Below are 17330 nucleotides of genomic sequence, written 5' to 3' on the forward strand. Positions count from 1 at the left end.
GGCAGCACGGTCGCACCGGGGACCGAAAAGGTCCATAGCCACGGGCCCAGACATTTCGCGCCGAGCGCGGCACGTGAACGGCGTGGCGCGGAAGGCCACCTGACGGTCAGGACTGTCGGTGGCGGCCCGTATCCTCAGGGACCATGCTCGAAGACCGCACGACCGCAGCGTCCTCCCCCGCAGCGTGGCCGGCCGCGTATCCCCAGGGATACGCGGTCGTTGACGTGGAGACCACCGGCCTGGCCCGGGACGACCGGATCATCTCGGCGGCCGTCTACCGGCTGGACGCGCGCGGCGAGGTCGAGGACCACTGGTACACGACGGTCAACCCCGAGCGGGACCCGGGGCCGGTGTGGATCCACGGACTGACGAGCGAGATGCTTGAGGGCGCGCCCCTCTTCCAGGACATCGCCGAGGAGTTCGCGGCCCGGCTGCGGGACCGGGTCCTCGTCGCGCACAACGCGGTCTTCGACTGGCAGATGATCGCCCGGGAGTACGCGCGCGTGCGGCGCGAGGCGCCGGTGCGGCAGCGGCTGTGCACCATCGCGCTGTCCAAGGAGCTCGGCCTGCCGCTGCCCAACCACAAGCTGGAGTCGCTGGCCGCGCACTTCGGCGTGGTGCAGCAGCGCGCGCACCACGCGCTGGACGACGCGCGCGTGCTGGCCGAGGCGTTCCGGCCGAGTCTCAGGGCGGCGGCGCGGCGGGACGTGCGGCTGCCGCTGCTGGAGTGCCGGCCGCTGACGGAGTGGACCGACCGGCCCGTGCCGCGCCAGTCCGCCGGCTACGGCGGTTACCGGCCGACCAGTTGGCGCCCCTCCCGCAAGCGGCCCGCGTGCCCCTACCCCAACCCGGGCCGCTACGAGGACGGCCGGCCGCTCAAGCAGGGCATGCGGGTCGCCTTCTCCGGCGACACCTCCGTGGAGCGGGAGCTGCTGGAGGACCGCGCGACCGAGGCGGGGCTGCATGTCGCGACGAGCCTGTCCCGGCTGACCAGCCTGCTCGTCACGAACGATCCGGACTCGGGTACCTCGAAGGTGGTCAAGGCCCGGCAGTTCGGCACGCCGGTGGTGGACGAGGCGGCGTTCGGCCAGCTGCTGAGGGACGTGGAGCCCTTCGACGGGTGACCCGTACGGACGGGTGATTGCCGCGCGACTCGCCCGCCGCCCCCTCGCCCGTGCGACGGCGAGGGCCCACCCTGTGGCGCATGGCGACCTGTGAAGTATGTGGCAATGACTACGGAATGTCCTTCGAGGTGCATGCTCAGGGAGCGGTGCACGTCTTCGACTGCTTCTCCTGCGCGATCCACCGCATGGCACCCCAGTGCGAGCACTGCCGGGTGCCGATCATCGGCCAGGGCGTGGAGGCCGAGGGCCACTGGTACTGCGGCGGGCACTGCGCCCGCGAGGAGGGCAGGGCGGGGATCGTCGACAAGGTGTGACCCCCGCCCGCCCCGCGGCACCCCACGCGCCGGCGCCCCACGGCCGAGAGGTACGGTCGTGGGGTGTACCGCTTCCTGTTGTCCCGGCAGTGGGTGATCCTCACCCTCGTCGCCCTCGTGCTGATCCCCACCATGATCAGGCTGGGCATCTGGCAGAAGCACCGCTACGAGACGCGGACCGCCCGCAACGACCTGGTCTCCTCGGCGCTGCACGCCAAGCCGGTACCCGTGGAGCGGCTCAGCTCGCCCGGACACGCGGTGACCACCGCCGAGAAGTACCGCACCGTCACCGCGACGGGCACCTTCGACACCGCCCACGAGGTCGTCGTACGGCGCCGCACGAACTCCGACGGCGAGGTCGGCTTCCACGTCCTGACCCCCCTGGTCCTCACCGACGGCAAGGTGCTGCTGGTCAACCGCGGCTGGATCCCGGCGAACGGCGCGCAGACCGCCTTCCCGAAGATCCCCGCGCCCCCGGCCGGCCAGGTCACCGTCAAAGGCCGCCTGAAGGCCGACGAGACGACCGCGGCGAGCGGCATCAAGGAGGTCAGGGGACTGCCTCCCCGGCAGGTCATGCTGATCAACAGCGAGCAGCAGGCGCGCCGTCTCGGGGCCACGGTCCTCGGCGGCTACGTCGAGCAGACGGCGCCGGAGGCGAAGGGCGGCAGCCCCGAGCAGATCTCCGACCCCGGCCGCGAGGACGCCCCCCTGAACTACGCGTACATGATCCAGTGGTGGCTGTTCGCCGCCGCCGTGCCGGTGGGCTGGTGGGTCCTGGTGCGGCGCGAGCGCCGCGACCGCGAGGAGGCGGCGGCCGGGGCACGGTCCGCGGAGGCGGAACCGGCCACCGTCTGACCCCGCGCGTCCCGCCCCGTTCGGGTGTCACTCCCCCGGACCTGGCCCTGATTGCCCGGCGCCCGGGCCGGGAACCCGCAACTGCGTGCATCCCCACCACATCGAGGACTACGCCCTCATCGGCGACGAACAGACCGCCGCCCTGGTCGGCCGGGACGGCTCCGTGGACTGGCTGTGCCTGCCCCGGTTCGACTCCGGGGCCTGCTTCGCCCGGCTGCTCGGCGACGAGGACAACGGCCACTGGCGGATCGCGCCCCGGGACGCCCCGGGACGCTGCACCCGCCGCGCCTACCGCCCCGACACCCTCGTGCTGGACACGGAGTGGGAGACCGACCAGGGCGCGATCCGGGTCACCGACCTGATGCCCCAGCGCGACCACGCGCCCGAGCTCGTACGCGTCGTGGAGGGTCTGCGCGGTCACGTCACCGTGCGCAGCACCGTGCGGATCCGCTTCGACTACGGCTCGATCGTCCCCTGGATGCGCAGGTCCGGCGGCCACCGGGTGGCCGTCGCAGGCCCCGACTCGGTGTGGCTGCGCAGCGAACCGCAGGTCGAGACGTGGGGCAAGGACCGCGCCACGCACTCGGAGTTCACGGTGAAGAAGGGCGAGAAGGTCGCGTTCGTGCTGACCTGGCACCCCTCGCACGAGCCGCGCCCGCGGCTCGTCGACCCGTACGAGGCGCTGCGCCACAGCGTCCACGACTGGCGGAAGTGGGCACGGCACTGCCGCTACGACGGCCCCTATCGGGACACCGTCGTCCGCTCCCTGATCACGCTCAAGGCCCTCACCTACCGGCCGACCGGCGGCATCGTCGCCGCCCCCACCACCTCGCTGCCCGAGCGGCCCGGCGGCGTGCGCAACTGGGACTACCGCTACTGCTGGCTGCGCGACTCCACCCTGACCCTGAACGTGGGACTGTCGGCGGGCTACCGCGAGGAGGCCGAGGCCTGGCGGAACTGGCTGCTGCGCGCGGTCGCGGGCGACCCGGCCGACCTGCAGATCATGTACGGCCTCGGCGGCGAGCGGCGGCTGCCGGAGGTCGAACTGCCATGGCTGTCCGGCTTCGCCGGCTCGCGGCCGGTGCGCATCGGCAACGAGGCCGTCGACCAGCTCCAGCTGGACGTGTACGGCGAGGTCATGGACTCCCTCTATCTGGCCCGGCGCGAGGGCCTGCCCACCAGGCCGCACATGTGGGACATCCAGGCCGCCCTGATGGAGTGGCTGCGGGATCAGTGGCGGCAGCCAGACGAGGGGCTGTGGGAGGTCCGCGGCGGCCGACGCCACTTCGTCCACTCCAAGGTCATGGTGTGGGTGGCCGCCGACCGCGCGGTGCGGACGCTGGAGGAGAACCCGGACCTGAGCGGCGACCTCGACGGCTGGCGCACCATGCGCGACGAGGTGCACCGCGAGGTGTGCGAGAAGGGCTTCGACCCGCGGCGCAACACCTTCACGCAGTACTACGGCTCGCGCGAACTCGACGCCGCGGTCCTGCTCATCCCCCGCGTCGGCTTCCTGCCGCCCGACGACCCGCGTGTGCTCGGCACCGTCGACGCGGTCCGCGCGGAGCTGGGCCAGGGCGGCCTGCTGCGCCGCTACAGCACGAACGGGACGGCGGTCGACGGGCTGCCCGGCGACGAGGGCACCTTCCTGGTGTGCTCGTTCTGGCTGGCGGACGCCCTGCACCTGACGGGCCGCGGGAAGGAGGCGCGTGAGCTGTTCGAACGGCTGGTGGGCCTCGCCAACGACGTGGGGCTGCTGTCCGAGGAGTACGACCCCGTGGAGAACCGGCAGCTCGGGAACTTCCCGCAGGCCTTCAGCCATGTCGGCCTGGTGAACACCGCCCTCGCCCTGTTCGGGGGCGAGAAGGCAGGATAGGGGCCATGGATCTTGGACTGAAGGACCGGGTGTACGTCGTCACCGGGGCCACGCGCGGCCTCGGCAACGCCGCCGCGCGCGAGCTCGTCGCGGACGGCGCGAAGGTGATCGTCACCGGACGGGACGAGAAGCGGGCCGCCGACGCGGCGGCCGAGCTGGGACCGAACGCCGCCGGGATCGCCATGGACAACTCCGCCCCGAACGCGCCGGAACGGCTCATCGAGGCCGCGCGGCAGCGGTTCGGCGGCTTCGACGGCATCCTCGTCAGCGTCGGCGGGCCGCCGGCCGGGTTCCTCGCGGACAACACGGACGAGCAGTGGCGTACGGCGTTCGAGTCGGTGTTCCTGGGCGCGGTCCGGCTCGCCCGGGCGGCGGCCGCGGAGCTGGAGGCCGGGGGCGTGATCGGGTTCGTGCTGTCCGGTTCGGTGCACGAGCCGATCCCCGCGCTGACCGTCTCCAACGGCCTGCGGCCGGGCCTGGCCGGCTTCGCCAAGTCGATCGCGGACGAGCTGGGGCCGCGGGGCATCCGGGTGGTCGGACTGCTCCCGGCCCGGATCGACACGGACCGCGTGCGCGAGCTGGACGGGCTGTCCGCCGATCCCGAGGCGACGCGGGCGGCCAACGAGTCCCGTATCCCGCTGCGCCGCTACGGCACGCCGGACGAGTTCGGGCGTACGGCGGCGTTCCTGCTGTCCCCGGCCGCCTCGTACCTGACGGGGATCATGGTCCCGGTGGACGGCGGCATGCGGCACGGCTTCTGACGGCCGGCGCTCAACTCACCCTCTCCGCCCGGTGCTTGACCGCCTTCATCCGCACCTCCGCGGGAAAGGCCGCGAGACCGGCCGAGCGGCGGGCGTGCGCCAGTGCCTCGGTGGTCAGGCGGTACAGGGCCGTTCCCGGGTCCACGTGCGGTTCCAGTTCGAGCTGGAGGCGCGACTCCGGGGCGGTCCGGCCGCCGGTCAGCCGGGCGCGGGCGTGCGCCACGCCCTCCAGCCGGCCCGCCTCGCCCGCCAGGACGTTCTCCAGGGCCCGGCCCCGCAGCAGCGCGCCCTCGCCGTCGCCGGTGTCGACCAGGACCTCGGCGAGCCGGCGCCGGCGCAGCACCGCGGTCAGCCACCACAGGGCGGCCAGGACCAGCACGGCCAGTGCGGCGATCACGGTCGGCCACCACCAGCCGGCGTCCCGCCAGTGGGTGCGTTCGGCATCGCTGAGCAGCACGTCGTGCCGGCCGGCGTGGATCCACCAGGAGGGCGGCCGCACGCCCAGCCCGACGGCCAGGACGGCGCCGCCCAGCACCAGCAGCACCAGGCCCACGAGGGCGGTCAGCACGCGGTTGACGGTCCTGAGCACCGTCCTCACCCCTTCCGTCCGGGACGCCGTACGCGCACCGTCAGCGCGGGCGGCCGGGCGAGCCCCATGCCGCTGACGGCCTCGCCGAGCGTGGCGTCCAGATCCGCCTGCACGTCGTCCAGTTCGCGGAAGTGCGCGAGGGCGAAGACGTCGGCGCGCCGGCGGCGCATCCGCACCCGCACGGACTGGACGCCGGCCACCTCCATGGCGCGGTCGCGCAGCACCAGGGCGGCCGCGTCGCGGTGCAGTCCGGCGCGTACGTCGGGCTGCGGGCGCCGCATCGGCAGCACCTCGCGCAGGCCCGGCGTGAGGGCGAGCCCGATCAGCCAGAGGCCGAGGGCCGCGGCGACCGCGGCGCCGACGAGCACCCAGATGTCGTCGAGGGGGCGCTCGGCGAGCTGCCGGGCGAGCTCGCGGCGCCAGCCCATCGCCGGCCGGTCGGCGCGGACGGCGGCGATGTCGTAGAGGAAGAGGCCCGCCACGGCGAGGACGAGGACGGCGACGACGGCCGCCGGGACGCGGCGCGCGGACCAGAAGCGGCCCTCGCGGGCGCCCCCGTCGGCCGGCGGGGGTGGTGCGCCCCCGCCGAGGTCGTCGTCGAACTGCTTCTCGATGACCGGCAGCCGCTGCGTGCTGCCCTCGGAGCCCTGGGGCTCGCTCATCGCGTCCTCCCCTGTGCCGCGCCGTGTGCCGGGGTCAGATGCAGCCGCTCCACGTGGACGGCGACCTCCGGCACTTCCATGCCCACCAACGCGCGTACCCGCAAAGCGACATGTCGACGCACCTCGGCGCAGCGCGTACCGATGTCGCAGGGATAGTCGAGCTCGATGTGGACGCGGACGTGCGCGGACGCGTGGTGCACGACCACCGTGGCGCGCGGGTGCGCCGCGGCCGCCGACTGGTCGGTGAGCTTCTCGCGGGCCGCCTGGGCGGCGACCTTCGAGACCACCCGGTCGGCGATCCGGGTGGCCCCGCGTTCGCCCGGCGTGACGGCGGCCGGGGGTCTGCGCAGCTCGCCGACGCTCTCACTCACCGATGTCACCGCCGACGGTCGTCACGCGTACGGAAGAAGTCGCCGACCTCCAGATCCCCCTCCACGAACCGGCCGACCACGAAACCGATGGCGCCCAGCGCGGCCACCAGCAGGAAGGCCCCGAACCCGCCGAAGTATCCGGCGAAGCCCAGTGCCATGCCGGCGATCATGCCGACCACGGCCATGCTCATCGTGCGCTCCCCTCAGCGGTGCTGTTGTCAGGTCGCCGGCGCGTCACTGGATCCGGGGCTCCGGCTCCTCGTCCTCCTCGTCCGGCAGCTTGACGTCGCTCACCGCGATGTTGACCTCGACGACCTCGAGGCCGGCCATGCGTTCCACCGCCGCGATGACGTTCTCGCGCACGGCGCGGGCGACGTCGGAGATGGAGACCCCGTAGTCGACGACGATCTCCAGGTCGAGCGCCGTCTGCACCTCGCCGACCTCGGCCTTGACACCTCGCGTCACGGACTTCGAGCCGCCGGGGACGCGGTCGCGCACGGCCCCGAAGGTGCGGCTGAGGCCGCTGCCCAGGGCGTGCACGCCGACCACGTCCCGTGCGGCGAGCCCCGCGATCTTCTCGACGACGCCGTCGGCGATCGTCGTCCGTCCCCGGGTGGCCGGGTCACCGCCGCCGCGCCGCGTCGTCTTGCGCGCCGTCGCGGGGTTGTCCGGCATCTCCTTGTCTCCTCCGGGGGTCCTGGTCCGGTTCTGCTCCGTCATGTCGGTCATCGCCGTAGGTCCCTTCGGTTCGGCCTCCTCAGTCCACCGTATGTGGGGTTGCGCTCCCGCGCGCCAGGGATGCGGCAGGCTGGAGCAATGACGGCGGAACGATGGGCGCAGACGGTGCGGCGCCAGGTGGGTCTGGGCAGACTGCTGCCCCTGGGCGGCCCGCGCGACGGTGCGTGGATCTCGGAGGAGGCGGCCGAGGCGGCACTGCGCCGTGCGGCCGGGAAGATGCCGGGGGTACGGCTGGACGTCCTGCGGATCGCCCTCGCCGACCCGGAGGACGCGCGCGATCCGGCGGTACCGCCTCCGCCGAGCGCCCTGCCGCCCGGACCGCTGCGGGTGACGGTGGAGTTCGCGGCGACGGCCGCCGTGCCGCTGCCGGCGACGGCCGTCCTGGTGCGCACGACGCTGACGGCCGCGGCACGGGAGCGGCTCGGCCTTGAGGTGGCGGAGGTGGACCTGCGGGTCACGGCCCTCCTGGACGAGGAGCCGGAACCCCTGCCCGTACGGCAGCCCGACCCGCCGCGCGCCACGGAGCCCGGGCCGGACGACGAGGGGCGCGCGGCGGCCGCCGCCCTGGCCGTCCCGGGAGTCGCCCATCTCACGGCCGGCCTGGGCCGGGCGGTCCAGCTGGCGGAGCGCCCCGCCGCGAACGCCCTGCCCCGCCGCCATGCGCGCGTGGAGCTCGCGGTGGCCGCGGACCACCGCGCCTCGGACGTGGCCCTTCAGGTCCGCACGGCGGTCCGCAACGCCCTGCCGGACCGCCCGACGGTGGCGGTACTGGTGACCGCCGCCGGCTGACGCGGCCCGGCGGGTGACTGCCTGCCGGGCCGCACCACCACCGTGGCGGCGAGCCCTGCCCGGAGGCCGCCTCGGGGCTACTCGCCGAGGCCCGCGAGGTCGCGCAGGCGGCGGGACTGGGCCGATCGTTCGGCGGCGCGCTGGTCGTCGTAGGAGCGGCCGTGCGCTCCGCGGATCAGGGCCTTCGTCTCGATGACGGCGTCGCGGGGCGCGGCCAGGATCGCGGACGCCAGGTCGTGCACGGCGCCGTCGAGCTGGTCGGCCGGGACCGCGAGGTTGGCGAGGCCCGTGCTGACGGCCTCCTCGGCCTGGACGGAGCGGCCGGTGACGCAGATCTCCAGGGCGCGGGCGTAGCCCACGAGCCCGACGAGCGGGTGCGTGCCCGTCAGGTCCGGCACCAGCCCGAGGCTGGTCTCGCGCATGGCGAACTGCACGTCGTCGGCGACGACGCGCAGGTCACAGGCGAGGGCGAGCTGGAAGCCCGCTCCGATGGCGTGCCCCTGCACGGCGGCGATGGACACGAGGTCGCTGCGCCGCCACCAGGTGAAGCCGTCCTGGAAGGTGGCGATGGCGGCGTCGAGTTCACCGTCGCTGCTGCGTGCGAGATCGATGAACGTCGGCTCGCCCTCGATGCCTTCGGGCGTGAACATCTGCCGGTCGAGGCCGGCCGAGAACGACTGGCCCTCGGCACGCAGCACGACGACGCGGACCGACCCCGGCAGGACCCGCCCGGCCTCGGCGAGCGTCCGCCACATCGCGGGGCTCTGCGCATTGCGCTTGGCCGGGTTGGTCAGCGTCACCGTGGCGATGGCGTCGTCGACGGTGAGCCGTACGCCGTCCTTGTCGAGTACGGGACCGAGGTCCTTGGCGGGCGTGGCCATGGGGCGCCTCCGATGAGTGCGGTCAGCAGAGCAGAGCTAAGTGACTGCACAGTAACCACCCGGCCGATCGTCCGACCGACCGGGTGGCCACCATCGGAGCCGAGGGGCCGCCCGGGGTCAGCCTGCGGCCTTCTTTCCCCGCGTAGCCCCGCCACGCCCACGGAGCGTGACGCCCGATTCGCTGAGCATCCGGTGTACGAAGCCATACGAGCGGCCGGTTTCCTCGGCCAGTGCCCGAATGCTCGCACCGGAGTCGTACTTCTTCTTCAGGTCTGCCGCGAGCTTGTCGCGCGCGGCGCCGGTAACCCGGCTGCCCTTCTTCAGAGTCTCGGCCACCCGTGCCTCCTCATGGGAAGTGCGCTCTGGTCTCCTCATGATCACCCCTCCGGGGCTTCATGGCCACCCATTCGGCAAGGTCCGCGAGACAGGGATGTGACGACAGGAGCGCATCCCCACAAGAGGAATCCGGAATTCCACGCGGCGCCGTTCGTACCGCCGAACGGGTTGTTCCGCGAAGTGGCAGGTCAGCGGCGTACGCCGGCGAGGCCCTCGCGGACAAAGGGCCCGGCCGCGTATTCGTTGTAGGACACACCTCGGTACGAGGAGATCTCACACAGATGATGGATCACCTGTGGGCCGAATGATCCATACGCTGTGGATCACGCTTTCGATCAAGCCAGGGCGACGAGATCCGCGTAGTCCGAGCCCCACAGGTCCTCGACACCGTCCGGAAGCAGAATGATCCGCTCCGGCTGCAGCGCCTCGACGGCACCCTCGTCGTGGGTGACGAGAACGACCGCGCCCCGGTACGTGCGCAGGGCACCGAGGATCTCCTCACGGCTGGCCGGGTCGAGGTTGTTGGTGGGCTCGTCGAGCAGCAGGACGTTCGCGGCGGAGACGACGAGGGTCGCGAGCGCCAGCCGGGTCTTCTCGCCGCCGGAGAGGACCCCGGCCGGCTTGTCGACGTCGTCGCCGGAGAACAGGAACGAGCCGAGGACCTTGCGGACCTCGACGAGGTCCATGTCGGGGGCGGACGAGCGCATGTTCTCCAGGACCGTGCGGTCGGGGTCCAGGGTCTCGTGCTCCTGCGCGTAGTAGCCGAGCTTGAGGCCGTGGCCGGGGACGACCGCGCCGGTGTCCGGCTGCTCGACGCCCGCGAGGAGCCTCAACAGGGTCGTCTTTCCCGCGCCGTTGAGGCCGAGGATGACGACGCGCGACCCCTTGTCGATGGCCAGGTCGACGTCGGTGAAGATCTCCAGCGAGCCGTACGACTTCGACAGGCCCTCGGCCATCAGCGGGGTCTTGCCGCAGGGCGCGGGCTCCGGGAAGCGCAGCTTGGCGACCTTGTCCGACTGGCGGACGGCCTCCAGACCGGCGAGCAGCTTGTCGGCGCGGCGCGCCATGTTCTGCGCGGCGACGGTCTTGGTGGCCTTGGCGCGCATCTTGTCGGCCTGCGAATGCAGTGCGGCGGCCTTCTTCTCGGCGTTGGCCCGCTCGCGCCGGCGGCGCTTCTCGTCGGCCTCGCGCTGCTGCTGGTAGAGCTTCCAGCCCATGTTGTAGATGTCGATCTGGGCGCGGTTGGCGTCCAGGTAGAACACCTTGTTCACGACCGTCTCGACCAGGTCGACGTCGTGGGAGATCACGATGAAGCCGCCGCGGTACGTCTTCAGGTAGTCCCGCAGCCAGATGATCGAGTCCGCGTCGAGGTGGTTGGTGGGCTCGTCGAGCAGCAGCGTGTCCGCGTCCGAGAAGAGGATGCGGGCCAGTTCGATACGGCGGCGCTGACCGCCGGAGAGGGTGTGCAGCGGCTGGCCGAGCACCCGGTCGGGCAGGTTGAGCGCGGCGGCGATGGTGGCGGCCTCGGCCTCGGCGGCGTACCCGCCCTTGGTGAGGAACTCCGTCTCCTGGCGCTCGTACTGCTTGAGGGCCTTCTCGCGGGTGCTGCCCTTGCCGTTCGCGATGCGCTGCTCGTTCTCGCGCATCTTGCGGATCAGGACGTCCAGGCCGCGCGCGGACAGGACGCGGTCGCGGGCGAGGACGTCGAGGTCCCCGGTGCGCGGGTCCTGCGGGAGGTAGCCGACCTCGCCGGAGCGGGTGATCTGGCCGGCGGCCGGGATGCCCTCGCCGGCCAGGCACTTGGTGAGGGTGGTCTTGCCCGCGCCGTTGCGGCCGACCAGGCCGATGCGGTCGCCCTTGGCGACACGGAAGGTGGCGGACTCGATGAGGACGCGGGCGCCGGCGCGCAGCTCGATACCGGAGGCGGAGATCACGGACAGGCTCCAGGGCAGACAGGGGTGGCGGGTGTGGGCGGCTGAGGACGTTCCCGCCGTCTAATGCGCGAGGAGAATGGCCATGGGCCAAGTCTAACGGGGCGATGCAACCAGTTTTTCCGGGTCCGTGCGTTCGGCCGCCCGGGCGTGACGAAGGGCACGCCCGGGCGCGCGTGCGCCTGCCGGCTCAGCCGCCGGTGTGCACCTGGAAGGCGGCGCGGCGCACGGCCTTCGCCAGGGCGGGGTCGGGGTGCGCCGCGGCGAGCGCGACCAGGACCTGCACGGTGCGCGGGTGGCCGACGGCGCGCACCTCGTCCAGCAGCGAGGGGACGGTCGCCTGCACGGCCGACTCCAGATGCCGCACGAGCATCGGGGCCTCGCCGTGGTCGGCGACGGCGGCAGCGGTGTCGACCCACAGCCAGGTGGCCTCCTCGCGGGTGAGCACCTCGTGGGCGTCCTCGGGGTCCACCCCGTCGTGCTCGGCCAGCCACAGCAGCGCGTACGGCCGCAGCGCGGGCTCCTCGACGACGGCGCTGACGTCGGTCTCGGCGGGGGCGCCGACCACGCGCAGCGCCTCGAAGGCGAGGCCGCGCAGCAGGGCGTCGTCGCCGCGCGCCGCGTCGATGAGCTCGGTGACGGCGCTGCCCACCGGCCGGGCGGCGAGCCAGGCGCGGTACTCGGCGCGGGCGGCGTTGGGACGCAGCTGGGCGCAGCCGCGCAGCATGTCCTCGGCCGCCTGCTCGATGTTCCCGGCGGGGCTCTGCGCGGCGACGCAGATCTGCTCCAGCTTGACCCAGACCGCCCAGTTGCCGAGCGGGGTGAGCGTGGCGTGCGCGGCGTCGTAGGTCAGCGCGCCCACGGCGGCGAGGGCGTGCAGGGACCAGTCGAGGAGGGGGGCGAGCGGGGTGTCCGCGGGCTGCCGTACGGGCTCCGGCTGCGGGCCGTAGGGGATCTCGCAGCGCTCGGTGCGCAGTTCGGTGACCCGCTGCTCCAGGAGGTCGAGGAGCTGGTCGACCGGGACGGGCCCGGCGGACAGCTGGAGGAAGGAGAGCACCTGGGGCATGGCCGAGACGACCTCGGCGACTGCGGCGGGCTCGTGCTCCGCGGGCTCGGGGTGGGCGAGCGACCAGGCGTCGAAGAGGGCGACCCAGCCGCGCAGCACGGCGCTGTCGTCGCGGTTCCAGGCGCGCAGCCGCCAGCCGGGGCGGGCGCGGTCGCCGTGCACCTCGATGAGGCCGGCGAGGCGGGCGGTGTCCCAGTCCGCGCGGACCTGAGCCGGGCTCAGGCCCAGTTCCGCCGAGGCGCGTTCGGCGGTCTCGTCGGAGAGGGTGGCCTTGCCGTCCGCCGTGGCGCCGTCGCCGCCCGGGCCGAGCGCGGCGTCGGCCCAGCGGGCGACGCGGGCCGCGGCGGCCAGTCCGGAGCGCGCCATTCTGGCCAGCTCCACGGGTGCCGGTGTGCCCTCCGGAGGGCGGGGCGCGGGGCGGCGTGGGCGCCGTTGGTTCACTGCTGTGGGGGCGGCGGCCAGGGGTCGCGGGCGGACGAGTCGAAGCCTGGAGTCGCGCGGGATACGGGACGTCACGGGTGCAGTCTTCCGGTTGACGGTCCGAAAACCCAAACGGAATGTGACGGCGGGCGACGGGACTGGCCAACGCACGGGGCCCGGCGGGCACCTCGGGGCCGGGAACAGGCCAGTCGTACGGCCTTAAACGGAACCGCGCCGACCGTACCGGTGCGCCTTCGCCGGCCCCGCGGGCGCGGCCGGGCGGCGGGTCACATGAGCGGGGTGAGGAAGCGGCGCAGCTGCTCCTCGTAGGCCTGCGGACCGGCGTTCCACATCGCGCCGTGCTGGGCCTGCGCGACGGTGTGCAGGGCGATCAGGTCGGGGCGGGCGTTCGCGAACCGGCGCGAGTGGTCCCAGGGGGCCAGGGTGTCGTCCGGGCCGTGGAAGATCATCGTCGGTACGGTGAGCCGCTCGGCCTCGGCGGCGCCGTCGCGCTCCAGCCCCGTGCGCCCCTGGGCGGCCCGTACGGCGAGCGGCAGCAGGGCGCCCGGGGTGCGCCGGGCCGAGGCGAGGGCGCGCAGCGTCGTCGGCCAGCTGAGGACCGGGGAGTCGAGGACCAGCCCCGTGATCCGCTCGCGCAGCGCGGAGCGCACGGTGGCGCGCAGCGCCATGGTGGCACCGGTGGACCAGCCGTGCAGGACCACCTGCCGGGCGCCGTGGTCCACGGCGTACCGGACCGCCGCGTCCACGTCGCGCCACTCCGTCTCGCCCAGGTGGTTCAGGCCGTCCGGGGAGCGGGGTGCGCCGCGGTCGCCGCGGTAGGCGAGGTCGAGCACCGGGAAGCGCTGGCGGTGCAGGAACTCCATGACGTTCATGGGGTGTTCGCGGGTGGCTCCCAGGCCGTGCACCGTGATCACCCAGGTGTCGCGCACGCCGGGCACGAACCAGGCGGGCAGGGCGCCCAGTTCGCCGAGGATCTCGACGTCGCGGTGGTCGAGGCCGAGGGCGGAGCGGGGATCGCCGACGTGCACGGCCGGGGTCAGCCGCACCTTGTCGCCCGCCTGCAGCGTGCCCCGCGTGACCCGCTCCAGGCGCCGCACGACGGAGTCGGCGGAGTGCGTGGTGCTGTCGAGCACCTCGCCGACGACCGCGTGCGTGCCGTCGCCGGCGAGGCCGTAGACGCCGGGGCGCAGGGCGGCCAGGTCGCGGGTGAGGGCGATCTGGCCCGCGGCCGTGGCGTGCACGGTGAGCCGGGGCTCGGTGGGCAGCGGTCTGCCCGGGGGCGCCTTGAGCGCTGCGTCGCTCGCGAACCGGCCCGCCGCCACGCTCGCCGCGCCGGCCGCCAGGGCTACGGTGACGGCCGCGGCCGTCGCTTTGACTGTGCGCACCCCTCCAGTGTCCCGGCGGACCCGGGGACGGGCCAGCGGGAGGACGGCACGGGGTGACGCGGGCTCCCGGTGACCGCGTGGTCCGCTCCCCCTGGTGCGGTGACCGCGCGGCGTCACCCGCGCTGCCCGTACCCCCGCAGTTTCTCGGCCACCTCCGCCAGCTGCCCGCCGGAGAGCAGGGACGGCGACAGGCCCGGCACGGACGACGCCGTGAGCCACAGCCGGCACATCCACTCCAGCTGCGCGGTGCGGTCGTAGGCCTGGTCCAGGGTGGCGCCGTAGGTGATCGTGCCGTGGTTGCCCAGGAGGCATCCGGTGCGGCCGGCCAGCGCGCGGAGCATGTTCTCGGCCAACTCGTCGCTGCCATAGGTCGCATACGGGGCGACTCGGACGGGGCCGCCGAGGGCGGCGGTCATGTAGTGGATCGTCGGCAGCTCGGGGACGAGGGTGGAGACGGCCGTCGCGTGCACGGCGTGCGTGTGGACGACGGCGCGGGCCTCGGTGGTGCGGAAGACGGCGAGATGCATGGGCAGCTCACTGGTCGGGACCAGGGTGCCGAGCACCTGCCGGCCGTCGAGGCCGACGCCGGTCACGTCCTCGGCCGTGAGCCGGTCGTAGGGCACGCCCGACGGCGTGACCAGCACGGTCTCGCCGACGCGCACCGAGACGTTGCCGGAGGTGCCGACGACCAGCCCCTCGGACACGGTGCGGCGGGCCGTGGCCACGAGGGCCTCCCAGGCGCGCGCCTCCTCGGGGAGCACATCCCTCCGCCACCCCTCCGGCCCATCCTGTCCGCCCTCCCGGGCACCCCGTCCGTCCCGCCGGTCCCGCCGCTGCTCAGCCATGCCGCGATCCTGCCAGGCGCGGGCCGACACGCGGTCGGACCGGGGGCACTTCAGGACGGAGGCCGAGCCTCCGAAAGATCACATATGACGACAAATCACTCTCTCGCCATGCTTGGCCGGAGCTCACCGCACCGGCGACGAGCGACCAGTAGCCTCCCGTCGAACCGCCGTGCACGTCGCCATTCCGGGGGGAAACATGGCTCGTGATCACCGGGCGTTCCGCCGCCGCGGCCGCGCCGTCGCGGTCTCCGTGGCGGCTCTCGCCGTCGGAAGCAGCGCCCTCGCCGGGCTTCCGGCCTCGGCGGCCGGCCTGCCGAAGGGGCACGACATCTCCTCGCACCAGAAGAACGTCGACTGGTCGCGGGCGAAGGCCAAGGGGGCCAGATTCGTCTACGTCAAGGCGACCGAGTCCACCACGTACCGCAACCCGTACTTCACCCGGCAGTACAACGGCGCCCGCGACGCGGGCATCATCCGCGGGGCCTATCACTTCGCGCTGCCGGACCGGTCCTCGGGCACGGCCCAGGCGGCGTACTTCGTCCGCCACGGCGGGCAGTGGCGCGCGGACGGCCGGACCCTGCCGCCGGCGCTCGACATCGAATACAACCCCTACAGCGCCAGGCACCGCTGCTACGGCCTGAGCAAGGCGGGCATGGTCCACTGGCTGCACGCGTTCAGCGACGAGGTGAAGCGGCGCACCGGGCGCCGGCCGGTGATCTACACGACCGCCCGCTGGTGGAACACCTGCACCGGGCGCAGTCGCGCGTTCGCCCCGGACCATGCGCTGTGGCTGGCCGGCCGCAACCCCGCGGCCTCGGGCTCGCTGCCCGCCGGGTGGTCGTACTGGACCTTCTGGCAGTACGGCAGCAAGGGCAGCCTGCCGGGTGACCAGAATCTCTTCAACGGCTCCCAGGCCCAGCTGAAGAAGTTCGCCAGGGGCCACTGACCAAGGGGCGCAGGGGATCAGGGGGCCGCCGCGCCGGGTCGGAGCGGCGACCCCCTCATCAGGTCACCTCGAAGCCCTGCTCAGTTCATCTTCCGTTCACTCAGGTTTCCTACGGTCAACCGACCGATGACTTCGAACGATTGCCTGGGTAAATGGAAAACTTCTCGCTGATCCTCGCGATTGTGGTCGTGACCGCACTCGCGTTTGATTTCACGAACGGTTTCCACGACACCGCCAACGCGATGGCCACGACCATCTCGACCGGCGCGCTCAAGCCCAAGGTCGCGGTGGCCATGTCCGCCGTGCTCAACCTTGTCGGCGCCTTTCTGTCGGTGGAGGTCGCCAACACGATCTCCAAGGGCCTCGTCGACGAGGCCGGCATCCGTCCCGAGGTCATCTTCGCGGCGCTGGTCGGCGCGATCCTCTGGAACCTCGTGACGTGGCTGGTGGGGCTCCCCTCCAGTTCCTCGCACGCCCTGATGGGCGGTCTGATCGGCGCCGCGGTCGCCACCGCGGGCACCGGCGCCGTCCACTCCGGCGTGCTCGTCACCAAGGTGATCATCCCGGCGGTCGCCGCCCCGCTGGTCGCGGGCATCGCCGCCGCGGTCGCCGCCCGGTTCACCTACACCGCCGGCCGCGGCAACGCCGACACCCGGGCCGCCAGGAAGGGCTACCGCGTCGGCCAGATCGCCTCCGCCGCCCTGGTCTCGCTCGCCCATGGCACCGGCGACGCCCAGAAGACCATGGGCATCGTCACCCTCGCCCTGATCACCGGGGGCACCCTCGCCCCGGGCTCCAACCCTCCCACCTGGGTCATCCTCTCCGCGGGCCTCGCCATGGCGCTCGGTACCTACATCGGCGGCTGGCGCATCATCCGCACGATGGGCAAGGGCCTGACCGACCTTCAGCCGCAGCAGGGCTTCGCCGCCCAGACCAGCGCGGCGACCGTCCTCCTGGCCTCCTCCCACCTCGGCTTCTCGCTCTCCACCACGCACGCCGTCACCGGCTCGGTGATGGGCGCGGGCCTGGGCCGCAAGGGCGGCGTGGTGCGGTGGTCCACCGCGGGCCGGATGTCCCTCGCCTGGGTGCTGACCCTGCCGGCCGCCGCGCTCGTCGGCGCGGGCGCCGAGAAGGTGACCGAGCTCGGCGACGGGGGCACGGCCGCCATCGCCGTCTTCCTGGTCGCCGCGAGCGCCGGGATCTGGGTGCTCTCCCGCCGCCAGGTCGTCAACGCCGCGAACGTCAACGACGTCGACGAGCCGGCCGGTGTGGTCACCACGGCCATCGCCGCCGTCACCCCGCCCCCGACCGGCGCGGCGGCCGAGGAGCTCACGTCCACGATCGCGGCCCCGGCCCCCGCCACCGACCCGGCGGCGGCGACCCCGCCGGCCGCGACCGTCTGAGCCGGCGCACCCGGTAC

Annotated in this window: 19 protein-coding genes; 8 read left to right on the forward strand and 11 right to left on the reverse strand. The window is 73.5% G+C overall.

Annotation, left to right across the window (positions count from 1 at the left end; genetic code table 11):
• The first annotated feature begins 143 nt into the window (after nucleotides 1–143).
• From ACIRPX_RS31385 to ACIRPX_RS31405, 5 genes are all read left to right on the forward strand, one after another.
• Complete coding sequence (locus ACIRPX_RS31385; protein WP_404201544.1) at nucleotides 144–1124, forward strand: DEDDh family exonuclease; 981 nt, start codon at nucleotides 144–146, stop codon at nucleotides 1122–1124.
• A gap of 80 nt (nucleotides 1125–1204) precedes the next feature.
• Nucleotides 1205–1438 carry a hypothetical protein gene (locus ACIRPX_RS31390; protein ID WP_404201546.1) on the forward strand — a complete coding sequence of 78 codons (234 nt, stop codon included), beginning with the start codon at nucleotides 1205–1207 and terminating at the stop codon, nucleotides 1436–1438.
• Between the two features lie 63 nt (nucleotides 1439–1501).
• Nucleotides 1502–2293, forward strand: a complete 792-nt coding sequence (locus ACIRPX_RS31395) for an SURF1 family protein (protein ID WP_404201548.1) — start codon at nucleotides 1502–1504, stop codon at nucleotides 2291–2293.
• An 85-nt stretch (nucleotides 2294–2378) separates the two neighbouring features.
• Nucleotides 2379–4169 carry a glycoside hydrolase family 15 protein gene (locus ACIRPX_RS31400; protein ID WP_404201550.1) on the forward strand — a complete coding sequence of 597 codons (1791 nt, stop codon included), beginning with the start codon at nucleotides 2379–2381 and terminating at the stop codon, nucleotides 4167–4169.
• Nucleotides 4170–4174: 5 nt separating this feature from the next.
• Complete coding sequence (locus tag ACIRPX_RS31405) at nucleotides 4175–4930, forward strand: SDR family oxidoreductase (protein WP_404201552.1); 756 nt, start codon at nucleotides 4175–4177, stop codon at nucleotides 4928–4930.
• Between the two features lie 10 nt (nucleotides 4931–4940).
• Here the strand turns inward: ACIRPX_RS31405 and amaP are convergent, their stop codons facing one another.
• From amaP to ACIRPX_RS31430, 5 genes are read right to left on the reverse strand one after another with little or no spacing between them, the layout of a single operon-like run.
• Nucleotides 4941–5519, reverse strand: a complete 579-nt coding sequence (gene amaP, locus ACIRPX_RS31410) for an alkaline shock response membrane anchor protein AmaP (RefSeq protein WP_404201554.1) — start codon at nucleotides 5517–5519, stop codon at nucleotides 4941–4943.
• 5 nt (nucleotides 5520–5524) lie between these two features.
• Entirely contained in the window at nucleotides 5525–6181 is a 657-nt protein-coding gene (locus tag ACIRPX_RS31415) for a DUF6286 domain-containing protein (protein ID WP_404201556.1), read from the reverse strand.
• Nucleotides 6178–6561 (reverse strand): Asp23/Gls24 family envelope stress response protein, encoded by a 384-nt coding sequence (locus ACIRPX_RS31420; protein WP_404201558.1) that lies wholly within the window; start codon nucleotides 6559–6561, stop codon nucleotides 6178–6180. Before ACIRPX_RS31420 ends, ACIRPX_RS31415 begins: the two co-directional genes overlap by 4 nt.
• A complete protein-coding gene (locus ACIRPX_RS31425; RefSeq protein WP_016436250.1) occupies nucleotides 6558–6743 on the reverse strand; it encodes a hypothetical protein in 186 nt (61 codons plus the stop codon). The genes ACIRPX_RS31420 and ACIRPX_RS31425 overlap by 4 nt, the downstream gene beginning before the upstream one ends.
• A 43-nt stretch (nucleotides 6744–6786) precedes the next feature.
• Nucleotides 6787–7281, reverse strand: coding sequence for an Asp23/Gls24 family envelope stress response protein (locus tag ACIRPX_RS31430; protein WP_404201561.1), 495 nt, complete (start codon nucleotides 7279–7281; stop codon nucleotides 6787–6789).
• Between the two features lie 87 nt (nucleotides 7282–7368).
• Here ACIRPX_RS31430 and ACIRPX_RS31435 point away from each other — a divergent pair, with 87 nt between their 5' ends.
• Complete coding sequence (locus tag ACIRPX_RS31435; protein ID WP_404201563.1) at nucleotides 7369–8079, forward strand: nucleopolyhedrovirus P10 family protein; 711 nt, start codon at nucleotides 7369–7371, stop codon at nucleotides 8077–8079.
• Between the two features lie 77 nt (nucleotides 8080–8156).
• Here the strand turns inward: ACIRPX_RS31435 and ACIRPX_RS31440 are convergent, their stop codons facing one another.
• The 6 genes from ACIRPX_RS31440 to ACIRPX_RS31465 form a co-directional block, all read right to left on the reverse strand.
• Entirely contained in the window at nucleotides 8157–8960 is an 804-nt protein-coding gene (locus ACIRPX_RS31440) for an enoyl-CoA hydratase/isomerase family protein (protein ID WP_404201565.1), read from the reverse strand.
• Between the two features lie 117 nt (nucleotides 8961–9077).
• Complete coding sequence (locus ACIRPX_RS31445) at nucleotides 9078–9296, reverse strand: helix-turn-helix domain-containing protein (RefSeq protein ID WP_019758351.1); 219 nt, start codon at nucleotides 9294–9296, stop codon at nucleotides 9078–9080.
• 335 nt (nucleotides 9297–9631) lie between these two features.
• Entirely contained in the window at nucleotides 9632–11230 is a 1599-nt protein-coding gene (gene abc-f, locus ACIRPX_RS31450) for a ribosomal protection-like ABC-F family protein (protein ID WP_404201568.1), read from the reverse strand.
• Nucleotides 11231–11417: 187 nt separating this feature from the next.
• Entirely contained in the window at nucleotides 11418–12809 is a 1392-nt protein-coding gene (locus ACIRPX_RS31455; RefSeq protein ID WP_404201570.1) for a hypothetical protein, read from the reverse strand.
• A gap of 191 nt (nucleotides 12810–13000) precedes the next feature.
• Nucleotides 13001–14119, reverse strand: a complete 1119-nt coding sequence (locus ACIRPX_RS31460; RefSeq protein ID WP_404201572.1) for an alpha/beta hydrolase — start codon at nucleotides 14117–14119, stop codon at nucleotides 13001–13003.
• A 113-nt stretch (nucleotides 14120–14232) separates the two neighbouring features.
• Nucleotides 14233–14964, reverse strand: coding sequence for a class II aldolase/adducin family protein (locus ACIRPX_RS31465; protein ID WP_404201574.1), 732 nt, complete (start codon nucleotides 14962–14964; stop codon nucleotides 14233–14235).
• Nucleotides 14965–15160: 196 nt separating this feature from the next.
• Between ACIRPX_RS31465 and ACIRPX_RS31470 the strand changes: the two genes are divergently transcribed.
• Both ACIRPX_RS31470 and ACIRPX_RS31475 read left to right on the forward strand, forming a co-directional pair.
• Nucleotides 15161–15910 (forward strand): lysozyme, encoded by a 750-nt coding sequence (locus ACIRPX_RS31470; protein ID WP_404201576.1) that lies wholly within the window; start codon nucleotides 15161–15163, stop codon nucleotides 15908–15910.
• Between the two features lie 152 nt (nucleotides 15911–16062).
• The gene (locus tag ACIRPX_RS31475; RefSeq protein WP_404201578.1) at nucleotides 16063–17313 is read left to right on the forward strand and encodes an anion permease; all 1251 of its coding nucleotides are present in this window, start codon (nucleotides 16063–16065) and stop codon (nucleotides 17311–17313) included.
• Nucleotides 17314–17330 lie beyond the last annotated feature (17 nt).

Source organism: Streptomyces sp. NPDC101225, assembly GCF_044767585.1.
Lineage (GTDB): Bacteria > Actinomycetota > Actinomycetes > Streptomycetales > Streptomycetaceae > Streptomyces.